Annotated in this window: 15 protein-coding genes; 11 read left to right on the top strand and 4 right to left on the bottom strand. The window is 63.8% G+C overall.

Annotation, left to right across the window (positions count from 1 at the left end; translation table 11 throughout):
- Positions 1-225 precede the first annotated feature (225 nt).
- The 5 genes from AC1RMD_RS00910 (at position 226) to AC1RMD_RS00890 (ending at position 5,924) form a co-directional block, all read left to right on the top strand.
- Positions 226-1,767: an ABC transporter ATP-binding protein gene (locus AC1RMD_RS00910; protein WP_492922749.1), complete on the top strand. Its 1,542-nt coding sequence runs from the start codon at positions 226-228 to the stop codon at positions 1,765-1,767.
- Entirely contained in the window at positions 1,754-2,842 is a 1,089-nt protein-coding gene (locus tag AC1RMD_RS00905) for an ABC transporter permease (protein ID WP_492922747.1), read from the top strand. The genes AC1RMD_RS00910 and AC1RMD_RS00905 overlap by 14 nt, the downstream gene beginning before the upstream one ends.
- A complete protein-coding gene (locus AC1RMD_RS00900; RefSeq protein ID WP_492922745.1) occupies positions 2,839-3,765 on the top strand; it encodes an ABC transporter permease in 927 nt (308 codons plus the stop codon). The genes AC1RMD_RS00905 and AC1RMD_RS00900 overlap by 4 nt, the downstream gene beginning before the upstream one ends.
- Positions 3,766-3,962: 197 nt before the next feature.
- Positions 3,963-5,609 (top strand): methyl-accepting chemotaxis protein, encoded by a 1,647-nt coding sequence (locus AC1RMD_RS00895; RefSeq protein ID WP_492922743.1) that lies wholly within the window; start codon positions 3,963-3,965, stop codon positions 5,607-5,609.
- 42 nt (positions 5,610-5,651) lie between these two features.
- Positions 5,652-5,924, top strand: coding sequence for a 2Fe-2S iron-sulfur cluster-binding protein (locus AC1RMD_RS00890; protein ID WP_492922741.1), 273 nt, complete (start codon positions 5,652-5,654; stop codon positions 5,922-5,924).
- A gap of 9 nt (positions 5,925-5,933) precedes the next feature.
- Here the strand turns inward: AC1RMD_RS00890 and AC1RMD_RS00885 are convergent, their stop codons facing one another.
- Positions 5,934-6,245, bottom strand: a complete 312-nt coding sequence (locus AC1RMD_RS00885) for a hypothetical protein (RefSeq protein WP_492922739.1) — start codon at positions 6,243-6,245, stop codon at positions 5,934-5,936.
- Between the two features lie 87 nt (positions 6,246-6,332).
- Between AC1RMD_RS00885 and AC1RMD_RS00880 the strand changes: the two genes are divergently transcribed.
- On the top strand, positions 6,333-6,602 hold the full coding sequence (locus tag AC1RMD_RS00880; RefSeq protein WP_492922737.1) for a ubiquitin family protein: 270 nt from the start codon (positions 6,333-6,335) through the stop codon (positions 6,600-6,602).
- A 1-nt stretch (position 6,603) separates the two neighbouring features.
- The gene (locus tag AC1RMD_RS00875) at positions 6,604-7,692 is read left to right on the top strand and encodes a WD40/YVTN/BNR-like repeat-containing protein (protein ID WP_492922735.1); all 1,089 of its coding nucleotides are present in this window, start codon (positions 6,604-6,606) and stop codon (positions 7,690-7,692) included.
- Between the two features lie 6 nt (positions 7,693-7,698).
- On the opposite strand, the gene AC1RMD_RS00870 is transcribed toward AC1RMD_RS00875, so the two are convergent.
- The gene (locus AC1RMD_RS00870; protein WP_492922733.1) at positions 7,699-8,304 is read right to left on the bottom strand and encodes a TetR/AcrR family transcriptional regulator; all 606 of its coding nucleotides are present in this window, start codon (positions 8,302-8,304) and stop codon (positions 7,699-7,701) included.
- An 87-nt stretch (positions 8,305-8,391) separates the two neighbouring features.
- On the opposite strand from AC1RMD_RS00870, the gene AC1RMD_RS00865 reads away from it, so the two are divergent.
- Positions 8,392-9,456: an MBL fold metallo-hydrolase gene (locus AC1RMD_RS00865; protein ID WP_492922731.1), complete on the top strand. Its 1,065-nt coding sequence runs from the start codon at positions 8,392-8,394 to the stop codon at positions 9,454-9,456.
- 3 nt (positions 9,457-9,459) lie between these two features.
- Here the strand turns inward: AC1RMD_RS00865 and AC1RMD_RS00860 are convergent, their stop codons facing one another.
- Both AC1RMD_RS00860 and AC1RMD_RS00855 read right to left on the bottom strand, forming a co-directional pair.
- The gene (locus tag AC1RMD_RS00860) at positions 9,460-9,801 is read right to left on the bottom strand and encodes a hypothetical protein (protein WP_492922729.1); all 342 of its coding nucleotides are present in this window, start codon (positions 9,799-9,801) and stop codon (positions 9,460-9,462) included.
- A 134-nt stretch (positions 9,802-9,935) separates the two neighbouring features.
- Positions 9,936-12,422: a TonB-dependent receptor gene (locus tag AC1RMD_RS00855; RefSeq protein ID WP_492922727.1), complete on the bottom strand. Its 2,487-nt coding sequence runs from the start codon at positions 12,420-12,422 to the stop codon at positions 9,936-9,938.
- Between the two features lie 229 nt (positions 12,423-12,651).
- Between AC1RMD_RS00855 and AC1RMD_RS00850 the strand changes: the two genes are divergently transcribed.
- The 3 genes from AC1RMD_RS00850 (at position 12,652) to pgmB (ending at position 16,729) form a co-directional block, all read left to right on the top strand.
- Complete coding sequence (locus AC1RMD_RS00850) at positions 12,652-13,659, top strand: LacI family DNA-binding transcriptional regulator (RefSeq protein ID WP_036623020.1); 1,008 nt, start codon at positions 12,652-12,654, stop codon at positions 13,657-13,659.
- A gap of 107 nt (positions 13,660-13,766) precedes the next feature.
- Entirely contained in the window at positions 13,767-16,091 is a 2,325-nt protein-coding gene (locus tag AC1RMD_RS00845; RefSeq protein WP_492922725.1) for a glycoside hydrolase family 65 protein, read from the top strand.
- On the top strand, positions 16,088-16,729 hold the full coding sequence (pgmB, locus tag AC1RMD_RS00840) for a beta-phosphoglucomutase (protein WP_492922723.1): 642 nt from the start codon (positions 16,088-16,090) through the stop codon (positions 16,727-16,729). Before AC1RMD_RS00845 ends, pgmB begins: the two co-directional genes overlap by 4 nt.
- Positions 16,730-16,758: the final 29 nt, after the last annotated feature.

The raw sequence follows: 16,758 nt of genomic DNA, 5'->3' as shown, positions 1-16,758 counted from the left end.
GTGTACAACTGACGCTGCGGATCTGTCTTGTATTGTGTACGAAAGTACTTTGTTTTGTCCTCATTTTTGAGCGCCGCGCACGTTTTTGGTGAGGAAGTGTGTCATATTTAGTGCACTCTTCCGCCCAAAACAGAGCGTTCCGGCGGATTCTGACTGGCATGCTAATTGCGTCTGTTTTGGTATTCAATTTGTATACGATGGGGGAAGCCGATGAGGGAAGCGCCGATGACAGAGCCGCGCCTGAGGATGCTGGGCATCTCCAAGATCTACCCTTCGGTGGTGGCCAACGCCGCCGTCGACCTGACCGTGATGCCCGGCGAAATCCACGCCGTGCTGGGCGAGAACGGCGCCGGCAAGAGCACGCTGATGAAGATCATCTACGGCGTGACCAAGCCCGATGAAGGCCAGATCATGTGGGAGGGGAAGCAGGTCCACATCCATTCCCCGCACGACGCGCGCAAGCTGGGCATCGGCATGGTGTTCCAGCACTTCGCGCTGTTCGAGACGCTGACCGTGGCCGAGAACATCGCGCTGGCGCTGGACGAGAAGATCGCGCCGGCCGCGCTGGCGCCGCGCATCCGCGCCGTCTCCGAACAATACGGTTTGCCGCTGGACCCGCAACGGCTGGTGCACAGCATGTCGGTGGGCGAGCGGCAGCGGGTGGAGATCGTGCGCTGCCTGTTGCAGTCGCCGCGCCTGCTGATCATGGACGAGCCGACCTCGGTGCTGACGCCGGACGCGGTGCTCAAGCTGTTCGAATCGCTGCGACGCCTGGCCTCCGAAGGCGTCAGCATCCTGTATATCAGCCACAAGCTCGATGAAATCCAGTCGCTGTGCGACAAGGCCACCGTGCTGCGCGCGGGACGCGTGTCCGGCACCGCCAATCCGAAGGAGGAAAGCGCCAGGTCGCTGGCGGAGCTGATGATAGGCCGCGAGCTGCCGGTGTGCGTGCACCGGCCGCGCGAGCCGGGCGAAGTGCTGCTGGCGCTCGACCAGCTCAATGTGCGCAGCGACGATCCGTTCGGCACGCGCCTTAAGGACGTCAACCTGGAACTGCGCAGCGGCGAGATCGTCGGCATCGCCGGCATTTCCGGCAATGGCCAGCAGGAGCTGTTGAAAGCCATCTCCGGCGAGCGCCCACTGGCCGCTGGCGGCGGCGCGATCCGTCTGCGCGGACAGGACGTGGGCAAGCTCGATGCGGCGCAACGCCGCCAGCTGGGACTGGGCTTCGTGCCGGAGGAGCGGCTGGGACGCGGCGCCGCGCCCGACCTGTCGCTGGCCGACAACGCGCTGTTGACCGGCTATCTGCCGGCCGCCAACACCGGCATGGTCAGGCGCGGCCTGATACAGCGCGGCGCGGTGCGCGAGTTCGCGCGCAAGGTAATCGAGCGCTTCAACGTCAAGTGCGGCGGCGAGCAGTCGGCGGCGGCCAGCCTTTCGGGCGGCAACCTGCAAAAATTCATCGTCGGCCGCGAGATCGCGCTGGCGCCCAAGGTGATGGTGTTCGCGCAGCCGACATGGGGCGTGGACATCGGCGCCGCCATGCTGATACGGCAGGCCATCATCGACATGCGCGACCAGGGCGTGGCGGTGCTGGTGTTGTCGGAGGAGCTGGACGAATTGTTCATGATGAGCGACCGCATCGCCGTGCTGGCGGACGGCCGCTTGTCGCAGGTGGTGCCTGCTGCCGGCACCAGCATCAACCAGATCGGCGTGTGGATGAGCGGCGATTTCGACTACCAGGGAGCGCAACATGTCGCGGCTTGAACGACGTCCCGAACCATCGCGTTCGATGATGCTGGCGTCGCCGCTGATCGCGGCAGCGGCCATGCTGGTGACCGGCTCCATGCTGTTCTTCTTTTTGGGACAGGAGCCGCTGCATGCCTTCTACGTCTACTTCATCAAGCCGTGGACCACACTGTACGGCGTCGGCGAGCTGCTGCTGAAGGCGACGCCGCTGATCCTGTGCGGCGTGGGCCTGGCGATCGGCTTCCGCGCCAACGTCGCCAACATCGGCGCCGACGGCCAGCTGACGGTGGGCGCGATCGCCGCCGGCGCGGTGGCGCTGTACTTCGACGAAGTGCAGGCGTGGTGGGTGCTGCCGCTGATGCTGCTGGCGGGTGCGCTGGGCGGCATGTTGTGGGCGGCGATCCCCGCGCTGCTGCGCACGCGCTTCAACACCAGCGAGATTCTCGTGAGCCTGATGCTGGTGTACGTGGCGTATCACTTGCTGAGCTATCTGGTGCACGGGCCGATGCGCGATCCGGCCGGCTTCAACTTCCCGCAGTCGAAGATGTTCAGCGACTCGGCCACCTTGCCGCTGCTGGTGGAAGAATTGCGGGTGAACGCCGCCTTCATCCTGTCGCTGGTCGCGGCGCTTGCCGCCTGGTTCTTCTGCAAGCACACCTTCGCCGGCTACCGCATGCAGGTCAGCGGCATGGCGCCGGCCGCCGCGCTGTACGCCGGCTTCAGCGAGCCGCGCAATGTGTGGCTGGCCTTCATGGTCAGCGGCGCCTTGTCCGGCATCGCCGGCGTCGGCGAAGTGGCGGGGCCGCTGGGGCAGATGCAGCCGTCGGTGTCGGGAGGGTACGGCTTCGCGGCCATCATCGTCGCCTATGTCGGACGTTTGCATCCGCTGGGCGTGGTGTTGTCGGCCTTGTTGATGTCGCTGCTGTACATCGGCGGCGAGACGGCGCAGATCGAGTTGCAAGTGCCGTCGGCGATCACCGGCATGTTCCAGGGCCTGCTGCTGTTCTACCTGCTGGCGGCGGACCTGTTCATTCATTATCGCTTCAAGCCGCGCAAGCGCCACTTGCCCGTCAGCGCCGGAGAAACCGCATGATCAGCACCGAACTGTTAATCGCCTTCCTCGCCAGCACGGCGGGCGCCGCCACGCCGCTGGTGGTGGCCTCGATGGGCGAGCTGGTGACCGAGCGTTCCGGCGTGCTCAATCTGGGCATGGAGGGCATGATGCTGGTCGGCGCGGTGGTGGGCTTCGGCGTCACCCTGGGGACGGGGCAGATGTGGCTGGGGCTTTTGGCGGCGATTGCGGCCGGTATGCTGATGTCGCTGATCTTCGGCTTCCTGGTGCTGACCCTGCAGACCAACCAGGTTGCCACAGGATTGGCGCTGACCCTGTTCGGCCTCGGGCTGTCGGCCTTCATGGGGCGCGGGCTGGTGGGGCAGACGGTGGAGCCGATGCCGCACCTGCACTTCCCGCTGCTGTCCGATCTGCCGTTTGTCGGGCCGCTGCTGTTCCGTTTTGACGCGATGGTGTACGGCTCGGTGCTGCTGGTGGTGCTGATCGGCTGGGTGCTGGCCCGTACTCATATCGGGCTGGTGATACGCGCGGTGGGCGAGTCGCCGCACAGCGCCCATGCGATCGGCTATCCGGTGATCGGCCTGCGCTACGGCACGGTGCTGTTCGGCGGCGCCATGGCCGGCCTGGGCGGCGCCTACCTGTCGCTGGCGCTGACGCCGATGTGGGTCGAAGGCATGACGGCGGGGCGCGGCTGGATCGCGCTGGCGCAGGTGGTGTTCGCGACGTGGAAGCCGCGCGGCGTGATGGTGGGCGCCTATCTGTTCGGCGGCGTGACGGTGCTGCAGTTCCATGGGCAGGGCATGGGGCTGGACATTCCGTCGGAGTTCCTGTCGATGCTGCCCTACCTGGCGACGATCGTGGTGCTGGTCGTCATTTGCCGCAATCCGCAAACAATCTTGTTGAATAAACCAATGTCGCTGGGCCAGAACTTCAAGCCGGACTGACAGCTGTTGCGTTCGCGCACGGCAAAATTGATGTAGATCAAAAATCGACAATAAAAACCGGCAGTAAAAATTCCCTGCGACAATTGGTGACTTTGTCGCAGGGATATCCCATTTATTCTGGACTCGTTGGCCACTGGCCGATGGCGCTCCCCAAACTCCGGCACGCCCTTTCCCCAAATACAAAAAAAGGAATGGCCATGCGCATCAACAGTCCAATCACTCAAAACGAATTCCTGATGGAGGACGGCAAGACGATCGTCTCCAGCACGGATTTGCAGGGCAACATCAACTATGCGAATCCCTATTTCATCGAGGTCAGCGGCTTCACGGAGCAGGAGTTGATCGGCGCGCCGCAGAACATCGTGCGCCATCCCGATATGCCGGCCGAAGCGTTTGCCGATCTGTGGCAGACCATCCGCGACGGCATGCCGTGGACCGGCCTGGTGAAGAATCGCTGCAAGAACGGCGACTACTATTGGGTGATGGCGAACGTGACGCCGGTGATCGAGCAGGGCAAGCCGGTCGGCTACCTGTCGGTGCGGACCAAGCCCAGTCGCGAGCAGGTGCGCGAGGCGGACGAGCTGTATCGCCAGTTCAAGGCGGGCAATCCGCGCCGGCTGCGCATCGTCAACGGACGCGTGGTGGCGACCGGCGTCGTCGCGCGGCTGTCGGGCATGTTGAAGATGTCGCTGGCGCGCCAGATCGGCGCGGCCACGCTGCTGACGGGTGGCGTGCTGGCCTTGCTGGCCTTTGCCCTGCTGGGCCTGGACGATGCGGGCATCAGCGCGGCGCGCAGCTGGATGGGAGCGCTGGCGCTGGGCGCCATGCTGGGCATGGCGTGGTTCGGCCGCAGCCTGTATCTGAACGTGGCGCTGCCGTTGCGCGTGGCGACGCGTGCGGCGCGCATGATGGCGGGCGGCGACCTGACGGCGACTTTCGCCATCCAGCGCGACGATGAAATGGGGCAGCTGCTGGCGGCGTTGCGGCAGTCGAATATCAACCTGCACAGCATCATCGGCGACGTGCGCGCCAACTTCGACGAGATCTCGGTGGCAACCGATGAAATCGCCGACGGCAATATGGATCTGTCGGGGCGTACCGAGTCGCAAGCGTCCAGTTTGCAGCAGACGGCGGCCAGCATGGAGCAGTTGACGTCGACCGTCCAGCAGAGCGCCAGTAGCGTGGCCAGCGCCAATGAGCTGGCCGAGCAGGCGTCGGTGGTGGCGGCGCAGGGCGGCAGTATCGTGTCGCAGGTGGTGTCGACGATGGTCGACATCAGCGCCTCGTCGAACAAGGTGCTCGACATCATCGGCCTGATCGACGGCATCGCGTTCCAGACCAATATCCTGGCGTTGAACGCGGCGGTGGAGGCGGCGCGCGCCGGTGAACAGGGACGCGGCTTTGCCGTGGTGGCCAGCGAAGTGCGCCACCTGGCGCAGCGCTCGGCCACGGCCGCCAAGGAAATCAAGCTGCTGATCGACCAGTCGATCCTGAAGGTGCAGGCCGGCACGGCGCTGACCGCCAGCGCCGGCGTGACGATGACTCAGGTGATCGAATCGGTGGACCGGGTGTCGCGCGTGATGGAAGAGATCTCGAACTCGACCCGCGAGCAGAGCGACGGCATCGTCCAGGTCAACCAGGCGGTGATACAGATCGACGACATCACGCAGCAGAACGCGGCGCTGGTGGAGCAGGCCGCCGCCGCCGCCGGCAACCTGGCGCAGCAGACGCGTTGCGTGTCGCAGGCGATGGCGGTGTTCAAGTTGCAGGGCGGGCTGGCGGTACGGCGCCCCGCTGCGGCGCCGGCGATCCAGGCGAAGCCGAAACTGAAGCTGCTGGCCTGAGGGGCTATCATGCTGGTTTGAGGCGGCAATTCGGGAACCAGCATGGAGCAAGCGGTACGGGTGACACTGGCGGGGCGGGGACTGAGCTTCGACGCGCAAGCGCCGGCGACGGTGCTGCAAAGCGCCGAACGCGCCGGCGTGCGCCTGCCCAGCTCATGCCGCAACGGCACCTGCCGCACCTGCATCTGCCTGAGCACCAGCGGCACGGTGCGCTACCTGATCGAGTGGCCGGGCCTGAGCCTGGACGAAAAGCGCGAAGGCTACATCCTGCCGTGCGTAGCCATCGCCGTCACCGACCTGGTGATCGTGCGCTAACCCCGGGTTTTAGCCGTCGTCGCGTTTGCGCAGGCGGCTCAGTAGCGCGTCGGTCGATTCGCTGAGCGGCACGCCGTGGCGCCGCAGCAGCTGGATGTTCAGCACCATGTTTTCCAGCACCAGCTTGGCCGCCACGGCCAGCAGGGTCAGGTGCTTGTCTTCCTCGCTGAAGCATTCCATCGCTTCGGCCATCTCGCACAGGTGGTTGGAGATCAGACCGCGCAGATCGTGCTCGTCGAACGGCAGGTCGGCGAAATCGATCGGATCTTCCTTCTCCACTTCTTCCATCAGCAGTTCCAGCTCTTGCGGTGTGATCGTCATGCGCTGCTCCGTTAGTTGATGCGTTTTCATTTTATGCGAAACCGGACTAGAATCTGAATTCCGTCGATCAAACCAACAAGCATAACGATGGCGCAACTTGTTTTTACCCAGCAACTGGGCCGCTTCATGACCGTGCCGCAGGTGGAGACCAGCGCGGCCGATCTGCGCAGCGCCCTCGACGCCGCCTTTGCCGACCACCCCCGGCTGCGCGGCTACGTGCTCGACGAGCAGGGCCGGCTGCGCGAGAACGTCGTCATCTTCATCGACGGACAACGCACGCGCGAGCGAAAAATATTGAACGATGCGCTCGCGCCGCATTCCAAAGTCTATATCTTGCAAGCTCTTTCTGGAGGTTGACATGTCCGACCGCGCCTACATCGGCACTCGCAAAGGATTGTTTGAAATCTACCGCACGCACGAGGCGTGGCATATCGACCAGCAGCATTTCCTGGGCGATCCGGTGTCGATGGTGTTGTCGGACCGGCGCGACGGCGCTTTGTATGCGGCCCTGAACCTGGGCCACTTCGGCGCCAAGCTGCACCGGCGCGATGCGGGCAGCGACAGCTGGGTCGAGGTGGCGGTGCCGGCCTTCCCCACCAAGCCGGCCGACTCCGCCGATCCGGTCGAGTGGACGGTGAAGCAGATCTGGTCGCTGGCGGCGGGCGGGCCGGACCAACCGGGCGTGCTGTGGGCGGGCACCCTGCCGGGCGGCCTGTTCCGCTCGAACGACCGGGGCGCGAGCTGGAAGCTGGTGGAGCCTCTGTGGAACGTGCCGGAGCGCGCGCAATGGATGGGCGGCGGCTATGACGTGCCGGGCATCCACAGCATCTGCGTCGATCCGCGCGACAGCAGGGCGCTGCTGGTCGGCGTCTCCTGCGGCGGCGCCTGGCAGACCAGCGACGGCGGCGAGAGCTGGTCGCTGCGGGCCAAGGGCATGGTCGCCAACTACATGCCGCCGGACATGGCCGACGTGCAACAGATACAGGACCCGCACCGTATCGTGCGCTGCCCGGGCGAACCGGACAAGCTGTGGTGCCAGCATCACAACGGCATCTGGCGCTCGGTCGACAACGGCGCCAACTGGACCGAGGTGCACAGCGCGCCGCTGTCGAATTTCGGTTTCGTGACGGCCGTGCATCCCCAGGATGGCGAGACGGCCTGGTTCGTGCCGGCCGAGGCGGACAGCAAGCGCATCGCGGCGCACGCGGCGCTGGCGGTCACCCGCACCACCGACGGCGGCCAGACCTTCACTGCCTGGCGCGGCGGCCTGCCGCAGCAGCACTGCTACGACCTGGTCTACCGGCACGGGCTGGCGGTCAGCGATTGCGGCCAGATCCTGTTGATGGGCTCGACCACCGGCGGCGCCTGGCTGTCGGAGGATGGCGGCGGCCAGTGGCAGACCATCTCCACCACCTTGCCGCCGATTTATTCGGTCAGCTTCGCTTAACCGAGCCTAGTGGGCATAGGCCAGGAACATATCGACGGTCGCCTCGACCACTTTTTTCTGCATGGCAGTGTCCAGCGGCGGCTGGTTCAAGGTCACTTGCGGCCAGAAGGCGAAGGTCTTCAGCTGGCCGGTCAGCATTTGCGGGGCCAGCACCGGGTCGGCCCTGAGCAGCTTGCCGTCGGCCTGGGCGGCGCGCAGCCAGACCACGGCTTCTTCTTCCTTGCGGGTCAGCCGCGTCACCATCTCCTGTGCCCGCTCGGGCGAGTGGATCGATTCGGCGATCGCCACCCGCGCCAAATCCAGGAAGTAACTGTCCTGCAGCATGGCCATCTTTTTCCACAGCAAAGCCAGTAATTGCTCGCGCAGCGGCGCGGCCGGATCGTAGGGCTGCTGCTGCTGGGCCATCGAACTATTCCACAACTCATGCAATATCTGCGCGAACAGTTCGTCTTTACTGGGGAAGTGGTTGTACACCGTGCGCTTGGACACGCCGGCGGTGGCGGCTATCTTGTCCATGCTGGTCGATTCGAAACCGCTGACGCGGAATTCTGCGATGGCGGCTTCGACGATGGCCTGGCGTTTGCGGTCGGTCAGTTTGAGGGGCGTGTTCATGCCTTTATTTTACACCGAGTAGTTTACTTTTCAAAAAATAAGAACTACACTGTGCAGTGTACATTCTCAACCTTGGAGTTGCCCGTCATGACTTATCAATCCGCCATCGCCGAATCCGACCTCGACGGCCTGTCCGTGCCCAGCGCGCCGCGTAGCCGCGACGGCAAGTTCCGCAATCCGGTCAAGATGCATCAGATGGGTTTCCTCAAGTCGCTGGGCGTCATGTTGCGCTTTGCTTTCGATAAACCCAAGGATACCGTGCCCCGTCAAGCCATTCCCGTTCATGCGATCACGCAGCAGCAGTTATTGGATGCTCCGGATCGCAGCCTGTTCCGCCTCGGCCACTCGACGGTGCTGCTCAAGCTCAACGGCCATTTCTGGCTGACCGATCCCGTGTTTTCCGAGCGCGCGTCGCCGGTGCAGTGGGCCGGGCCGCAGCGTTTCCACCAGGCGCCGATCAGCATTGAGGAGCTGCCGCCGATCAAGGGCATCATCCTGTCGCACGACCATTACGACCACCTGGACTACGCCGCCGTGATCAAGCTGGCCGCCAAAACCGAGCACTTCATCACACCGCTGGGCGTGGGCGACCGCCTGGTTGCCTGGGGCATACCCGCCGCCAAGGTGCAGCAACTGAGCTGGTGGCAATCGACCCATGTTGCCGGCGTGAAGCTGGTGGCGACGCCGGCCCAGCACTTTTCCGGCCGCGGCCTGAGCGACCGCAACAAGACGCTGTGGGCGTCGTTCGTCATCGAAGACCGCGACGTGAAGGTGTTTTTCAGCGGCGATAGCGGCTATTTCGACGGTTTCAAGGAGATCGGCCGCCGTCATGGCCCGTTCGACCTGACGATGGTGGAGACCGGCGCCTACGATCCGCAGTGGCCGGATGTGCATATGCAGCCGGAGGAATCCTTGCAGGCCCACATCGATCTGCGCGGCAAGGTGATGCTGCCGATTCATAACGGCACCTTCGACCTGTCGCTGCACGCCTGGCACGACCCGTTCGACCGCATCGCCGAGCTGGCTGCGGAACGCCGCCTGCCGCTGGCTACGCCGGAAATCGGCAAGGCGCTCGATATCCGCTTGCCGCTGGCGGATGGCCGCTGGTGGGATGGCGTGAAGGAACTGGAAGCGGCGATGCAGGCCGCCTGAGATTCAGGCGATGACGTTGATCAGCTTGCCGATGGTCTCGCCTTGCGCGTTGATCTGCGGCCTGGGCGGCGCCTGCAGGTCGGCCGGCAACACTTGCTCGGCGCGGGATGGTTTTTCTATCGCATTATTCAGATTCGGGGCTGGCGCCGCTTTCAACGGCGGCGCGGACGCCTGATCGCTCTCCTGCTGGGTATCGCTCAGCGTCTGCTTATCCTTGGTCAGCTGCACCCGGCTTTGCTCCAGCCGGCTGGCGTCCTGGTTCACGCGTGACTGGTCCGATTGCACCTGCCTTTCGGCCTGTGCAATCGATGCTTGCAGCGCGCTGACGGACGTTACGGAAGCCACGATCTAACCCCTAGGCAATAATTCCAGGCATGGTAAGGCAGGATCGTATTGAGTACGATCAATTGCAGAGTAGGCCACAAAAACAAAAAAGGCAAGGCTAACCGCGCCTTGCCTGTGAGGGAGGGATCTGCAGTTTAGAAGCGGTACAGCAACGACGCTTCCCAGGTGCGGCCAAACAGCGGACGCGCGTTGATCGGACCGGAGCCGCCGGCGGTCAGGCGGGAATTGCCTTCGGTCAGGCCGAGCTCGTTGTTGAGGTTGGTGCCGGCCAGGCGCACTTCGATCTTCTCACCCAGCGAGAACAGCACACCGGCATCGATGGTGCGGTAGGACGGCAAGTACTGCTGGTTGGCCTGGTCGGCCCAACGCTCGCCGATCGAGGTGTAGGTGGCGTAGATCTTGGCCGAGTTGCCGTCGCCCATAGGAATCCTGTAGGTCGGCGTGAAGCGGAATTGCAGCTTCGGCTGGCGCTGGACGGTTTTGCCTGCGGTGTCAGGATTGTCGCGGTATTCCGATTTCTGGTAATCGCCGGTCAACGCCAGTTGCAGGTTGGGGATAGGACGCACCGCCAGTTCGAATTCCAGGCCGTTGCCCTTGGAGCCGCTGATCGAATGCAGCTCGCGGCCGTCGGCCAGGATCTGCGTGAAGGCGATGCCGTCGAATTCCGTGTGGAAGGCATTGATGTAGGCGCTGTACAGCTGGTTCGCGGTCTTGAAGCCGATTTCGTACTGGCTCACTTTCGGCGTCGGCAGGATGCCGCGGTCGTTGACGGCCTTCTGGCTGCCGGCGCCGCGCAGGTCGTCGAAGGAGATGAAGGTGTGGCCGCGGTTGGCGCGCACGAACACCGCCGTATCCTTGGCCAGCTTGTAGTTGCCGCCGATGGTGAAGGAGTTGGCGCTGTCGGTGCGGCTCAGGTAGGTGTTGGAACCGTCAGGCATCGAGGTGCCGTTGTTGTACACGGTCAGCGGATTGTTGTCGGTGTCGCCCGAGGTCAGGTTGGAGATCGTGCCGCTGATCTTCTGCTGTTCATGGCGCATGCCGAAGTCGACCTTGATGCGGTCGTTGACTTTCCACTCGTCCGAGATGAAGGCGGCTGTGTTGCGGCCGTCATACGAGGCGACCGGTGCGTAGAACACATTGCCGTCGGTGCCGTTCTTCGACACCACCACGCCGTTGTTCAGGGTCACGTTGATCAGGCTGGCCTGCGGCACGGCCGACATCAGGTGGCTGTTGCCCAGGTACCAGACATCGCGCGACGAGTAGTCGGCGAAGTAGCCGCCCACGGTGATCGTGTTGTCCTTGCCGATTTCCTTGCTGACGCGCAGTTCGTCGGTGAACGACGTCAGTTTTTTCTCCACCGACCACAGGCCGGCCTGCACCACCTGCTGGTTGCCGTCGACCGCGCCGCCGCGCACATAGGTGGCGGTGCCGGCCGTGGCCAGCCTGCCGCCGGCCGCCGCGACGGTCGCCGCGTTGCCGTTGGCCGAGGAGATGGCCGCCTTCAGGTAGTCGTTCATCGACAGCGGGTTGTTACCGGTGAACATGGCGTTGGTATTCAGGTTGCCGTCGAAGCGGTTGAACTTGTTCGACACGCTCCACTCGCCGATCTTCTGGTCGAAGTCCGCGCCGAACACGGTGGCCTTGAGGCCGCGGCCGTCGGCCAGGTCGCGGTTCAGCGTCTTGCCGGGCGCCGCTTCGATGGTGAAGTTGCGCATTTCGCCGCTCATCAGGGTGCCGGTCAGCGGATTGAAGCCCGGGAATTCCGAGATCGTGTGGCCGTTGTTGCTGGAGATCAGCGGCACGCCGGTGTAGAAGGCGTTCTTGTCGTCGGTGTTGCGGACGTACATGGTCAGCTTGCCGTCGTCGAGCTTGCGGGTCAGGGTGGCGGTCAGCTGGTGGCCGTCGTCCGCCGGGAAGCCGGCGTCGCGCACGCCGTCGGTCTTGCGGTAGAAGCCGCCGACCGAGCCGTACCAGCCGTCGCTGATCTTGCCGCCGTAGTACATGTCGACGCGGCGCAGGCTGCCGGTGCCGGTGGAGAAGCGCACCGAGCCTTCCGGCGTGTCGCCGCCTTCTTTGAGGATGAAGTTCATGGTCGCGCCGGGCTGGGCGTTGGACCAGATGGTGGACGGGCCGCCGCGCAGCACTTCAACCCGCTCGACGGTGTCGTCCAGGCGGAAGGCCGACGAGCCTTCGAAGAACGACAAGGTCGGCGGCGGGAAGATCGGGTTGCCCATCAACTGCACCGAGACGAAGGGCGAATCGCTGCCGGACGGGAAACCGCGCACTTCGATGTTGGCGCCGGACTGGCCGCCGGTCGATTCCGCATACACGCCCGGCACCAGTTTCATGATGTCGGCGGTGCTGCTGGGCGAGGCTTGCTTCAGTTGCTCTTCGTTGGCGGTGGTGATCGAGAAGGCCGAGTCGACCTTGCGCACGCCGCGCGCCGAAGCGACGCCGGTGACGACGACTTGCTGGACTTCGGCGGCCACTTCCTTGGAGGTGGCCGAAGGTGCTGCAACTTCGGTCGGGGCGGCGCTTTGGGCGTGCGCGGCGGTCTGGTTGACGAGCGTGAGGACGGCAGCCGTGACTGCGGATAACAAGAACGGATTCTGGCTTTTCATGTGGTCTATGCTTTCTTATGGTGTAAATCGTCTCCTGGACGGTGCGCCACCAGCCAAAACAGCTTCCGGTAGTTCCATCCCCATCTTCCACGATTCGTGAAGATGAGTCATTGAAACAAGAAATGATATCGATGTCAATCGAAATGTTATCGATGTCATTTTTCGCGACAACTTAAAAATTTCTGTCATAATGCGTGCGCACCCCCTGTTTTCAACCTATGAGCGATCAATGCCTTCGAATAAGTCTGTAGCCCGCAAAGCCGAAACAGCATTGACGATGGAAGACCTGGCCAAGCTGGCCGGCGTCTCCAAGATCACCGTTTCCCGCGCGCTGCGCGATAGTCCGCTGGTGACCGCGGAAACGCGGGAGAAGATCCGCATCCTGGCGAGCGAGCAGGGCTACCGTTTCAATGTGAGCGCGCGCAATCTGCGCATGGGCCGCAGTTATTCGGTGGCGGTTGTGGTGGAAATGACACCCGTGCGCGGCCGGCCGATGTCCGATCCGTATCCGCTGGAGCTGTTGGGCGGCATCACGCAGGAACTGACGACCGCCGGCTACAGCGTGGTGCTGACGTCCAAGCAGTTGATGAACACGGCGCCGGTGCAGGGCGCCGACGGCTTGATCCTGCTGGGCCAGGGCTCGCACGGCGAAGCGGTGCGCACCTTGCAGCAGACCGGCATGCCGCTGGTGGTGTGGGGCGCGCCGGAAGCCGACACCGACTACATCGTGGTCGGCTCGGACAATCGAAAGGGCGGCATCAGCGCCGCCGAGCGCTTCATCGCGCAGGGCCGGCAAAAGCTGGTGTTCCTGGGCGACGTCGACCACGCCGAGGTGCAGGAACGCTGCGCCGGCTTCATCGACGCGATGGGCGGGCGGGCGACGGTGCATATCATCCGTCCCAAGGCCTTCACCTTCGAGGCGGGCTTCGACAGCATTTCGGCGCTGTTGAAAAAGAAGGGCGCCAATTTCGACGGCGTGTTCGCCGCCAGTGACTTGCTGGCCATGGGCGCGATCCGCGCGCTGGCCGAGAAGAATTTGCGGGTGCCGGAGAATGTCTCCGTCATCGGCTACGACGATACGCCCGGCGCGGCCAGTTTCGTGCCGCCGCTGACCAGCGTGCACCAGTACCTGCGCGATGGCGGCGTGTTGTTGGCCAAGAAGATGTTGGGCCTGATCGAAGGCCACCCGGTCGCATCCGAAATGCTGCCGACCACCCTGATGGTACGCCAGACCTAGTTTTCCCCGCTTTTCCCGTTTTCCCCTTGAATTAAGCCAAAAACGTCCAGAAACCGGCTTTTTTCAAAATTCAAACCGCTTTGAATCGCATTTTTAAGGAATACGCTGTGCAACAACACACCTATCCCCTCGAAGCCTGGTGCATCCGCGAGACCAGCTTCGACACCGACTCCCATTTTCTCGACGAGACCCTGTTCGCGCTGGGCAACGGCTACATCGGCCTGCGCGGCACCGGCGAGGAGGGCTACAGCGGCCCGGCCGGCAGCTCGCTCGACGGCACCTACCTGAACGGTTTCTACGAGTCGGAGCCGATCCAGTACCCGGAGGCGGCCTACGGCCTGGCCAAGGTCAACCAGTTCATGCTGAACGTGCCGAATGCGAAGGGCGTCGAGCTGTGGCTGGAGGATGAGCGCTTCGATTTGCTGAGTGGCTCGGTGCAATCGTACGAGCGGGTGCTGGACTTCCGCACCGGCGTGCTGACGCGCAGCGTGGAGTGGACTTCGCCGCAAGGCCGCAGCGTGCAGCTGCGCAGCCGCCGTCTGGTGTGCTTCGAGAACAAACATCTGTTCGCGATCGAGTTCGCGGTGACGCCGCTGAATTTCAACGGCCGCCTGCGGCTCGTCTCCGCGCTGGATGGCGCGGTGAAGAACCAGGAAGCCGGCGACGATCCGCGCGTGGGTTCGGCGGTGTCCGGCCAGTCGCTGCACATGGTGGGCCACGAACAGAACGTCGGCTTTGCGGCGCTGGTGCAGCGCACGCACAACAGCGGCTTCATGCTGGTCAGCGCCACCGACACCGAACTGACGGGCGCCGATGCCACCATCGAGATCGCCCAGGTGGAGCAGCGCCTGACGCAGACCTATGAGCTGCAAGCGCGGACCGGCCAGACCATCACGCTGAACAAGTACGGCAGCTATTTCTCGTCGCGCGACTACGCCGAGGCGGAGCTGATGTGGCGCAGCAAAGACACGCTGGCCACCGCCAAGGCGGCCGGCTTCGACGACCTGCGCCTGGCGCAGGAGCAGTACCTGGCCGATTTCTGGCAACAGGCCGACGTGCAGATCGCCGGCGACGACGCGCTCCAGCAAGGCATCCACTTCAACCAGTTCCACCTGCTGCAATCGGTGGGCCGCGACGGCAAGACCAACATCTCCGCCAAGGGCGTGACGGGCGAGGGCTACGAAGGCCACTATTTCTGGGACACGGAGATCTACATCTTCCCGTTCTTCCTGTACTCGAAGCCGGAAATCGCCCGCAAGCTGCTGGAGTACCGCTACGCCGGCCTGCCGAAGGCGCGCGAGCGCGCGCGCCAGATGTCGCATGCCACCGGCGCGCTGTACCCGTGGCGCACCATCGCCGGCGACGAATGCTCGGCCTACTTCCCGGCGGGGACGGCGCAGTATCACATCAACGCCGATATCGCCTATTCCATCAAGCTGTACATGGAAGCGACGAACGACCAGGAATACCTGGTCAAGCACGGCGCGGAAATCGTCATGGAAACGGCGCGCATCTGGATGGGCATCGGCAGCTACGACCGCGAAGGTCGCTTCTGCATCAACCAGGTGACGGGCCCGGACGAATACACGGCGCTGGTCAACAACAACTACTACACCAACGCGATGGCGCGGATGCACCTGAACTTCGCGGCCTCGATCGCGGAGCAGTTGCAGGCGCGCGAGCCGGCGGAGTTTGCCCGCATCGCCGCCGCCACTGTGCTGGATGCGAACGAGCCGGCCGCATGGCGCCGCGCCGCATCGCTGATGAACCTTCCCTACGACGCAGCGCTGCAAATCCACGCGCAGGACGACAGCTTCCTGTCCAAGAAAGTGTGGGATTTCGCCAACACGCCGAAGGAGAACTACCCGCTGCTGCTGAACTACCACCCGATGGTGATTTACCGCCACCAGGTGTGCAAGCAGGCGGACGTGGTGCTGGCGCTGCTGCTGCTGTCCGACCAGTTCACGCTGGAAGACAAGCGCCGCGACTTCGATTACTACGAGGCGGTGACCACGCACGATTCGTCGCTGTCGTCCTGCATCTTCAGCATCATCGCGGCGGAAGTGGGCTATCAGGACAAGGCCTACGACTACTTCATGGAGACCGCGCGCCTCGACCTGGACGACACCCACGGCAACACGCACTACGGCGTGCACACGGCGGCCATGGCCGGCACCTGGATGGGCGTGGCGTATGGCTTCGCCGGCATGCGCGTGGTGGGCGGCGAGCTGCACTTCGCGCCGTCGGTGCCCAAGCAGTGGCAGCACTACACGTTCAAGATTCATTTCAAAGGCGCGCTGCTGGAAGTACACGTGGAGCCGGGCCGCGCGGATTACCGCCTGCTGCAAGGCGAGGCGCTGAACTTTACCCACGGCGGCGAACCTGTCGCACTGACGCTGTCGCAACCGACGCAATCGAGGAGTTTTGCATGAGCCGCTTTAAAGCCGTTATCTTTGACCTGGACGGCGTCATCACCGACACCGCCCACTATCACTATCTGGCGTGGAAACGCCTGGCGGAATCGCAGGGCGTGCATTTCGACCACGCCTTCAACGAGAACCTGAAGGGCATCGACCGTATGGGATCGCTGGACCTGATCCTGGCGTCGTCCAAGCGGGCGTACACTAAGGAAGAAAAGCTGGCGTTGGCGGACGAGAAAAACCTGCACTACCAGGAATTGATCTCCACCATGTCCGCCGCCGATCTGCTGCCGGGCGCGGTGCGGGCACTCGATACGGTGCGCACGCGGGGCTTGCACATCGGCCTGGCCTCGGTCAGCAAGAACGCCTTTACGGTATTGGGGCGCCTGGGGATCACCGATAAATTCGACTACGTGGTCGATGCGGCGACCATCGCGCGCGGCAAGCCGGACCCGGAGATTTTCCTCAAGGCGGCGCGGGAACTGGGCGTGGCGCCGGAAGACTGCCTCGGCGTCGAGGACGCGGTGGCGGGCGTGGCGTCGATCAAATCGGCCGGCATGTTCGCACTGGGCATAGGCCATCCCTTTGTGCTCACTCAGGCCGACGTGGTCATCACGAGCCTGAGCGACTTCAATCTCGAATCATACTAAATTATATAAATAATAAAATTCGGAGACAG

The organism is Duganella sp. GW822-FHT06D06 (assembly GCF_058799615.1).
The sequence above is the reverse complement of the archived record's forward strand: the minus strand, read 5'-3'. Positions and strand labels throughout refer to the sequence as shown.

Bases quoted from the DNA above. Each gene is read 5' to 3' on its own strand.
- AC1RMD_RS00910 (WP_492922749.1), top strand. From the start codon at position 226: ATGACAGAGCCGCGCCTGAGGATGCTGGGCATCTCCAAGATCTACCCT.
- AC1RMD_RS00905 (WP_492922747.1), top strand. From the start codon at position 1,754: ATGTCGCGGCTTGAACGACGTCCCGAACCATCGCGTTCGATGATGCTG.
- AC1RMD_RS00900 (WP_492922745.1), top strand. From the start codon at position 2,839: ATGATCAGCACCGAACTGTTAATCGCCTTCCTCGCCAGCACGGCGGGC.
- AC1RMD_RS00895 (WP_492922743.1), top strand. From the start codon at position 3,963: ATGCGCATCAACAGTCCAATCACTCAAAACGAATTCCTGATGGAGGAC.
- AC1RMD_RS00890 (WP_492922741.1), top strand. From the start codon at position 5,652: ATGGAGCAAGCGGTACGGGTGACACTGGCGGGGCGGGGACTGAGCTTC.
- AC1RMD_RS00885 (WP_492922739.1), bottom strand. From the start codon at position 6,245: ATGACGATCACACCGCAAGAGCTGGAACTGCTGATGGAAGAAGTGGAG.
- AC1RMD_RS00880 (WP_492922737.1), top strand. From the start codon at position 6,333: ATGGCGCAACTTGTTTTTACCCAGCAACTGGGCCGCTTCATGACCGTG.
- AC1RMD_RS00875 (WP_492922735.1), top strand. From the start codon at position 6,604: ATGTCCGACCGCGCCTACATCGGCACTCGCAAAGGATTGTTTGAAATC.
- AC1RMD_RS00870 (WP_492922733.1), bottom strand. From the start codon at position 8,304: ATGAACACGCCCCTCAAACTGACCGACCGCAAACGCCAGGCCATCGTC.
- AC1RMD_RS00865 (WP_492922731.1), top strand. From the start codon at position 8,392: ATGACTTATCAATCCGCCATCGCCGAATCCGACCTCGACGGCCTGTCC.
- AC1RMD_RS00855 (WP_492922727.1), bottom strand. From the start codon at position 12,422: ATGAAAAGCCAGAATCCGTTCTTGTTATCCGCAGTCACGGCTGCCGTC.
- AC1RMD_RS00850 (WP_036623020.1), top strand. From the start codon at position 12,652: ATGCCTTCGAATAAGTCTGTAGCCCGCAAAGCCGAAACAGCATTGACG.
- pgmB (WP_492922723.1), top strand. From the start codon at position 16,088: ATGAGCCGCTTTAAAGCCGTTATCTTTGACCTGGACGGCGTCATCACC.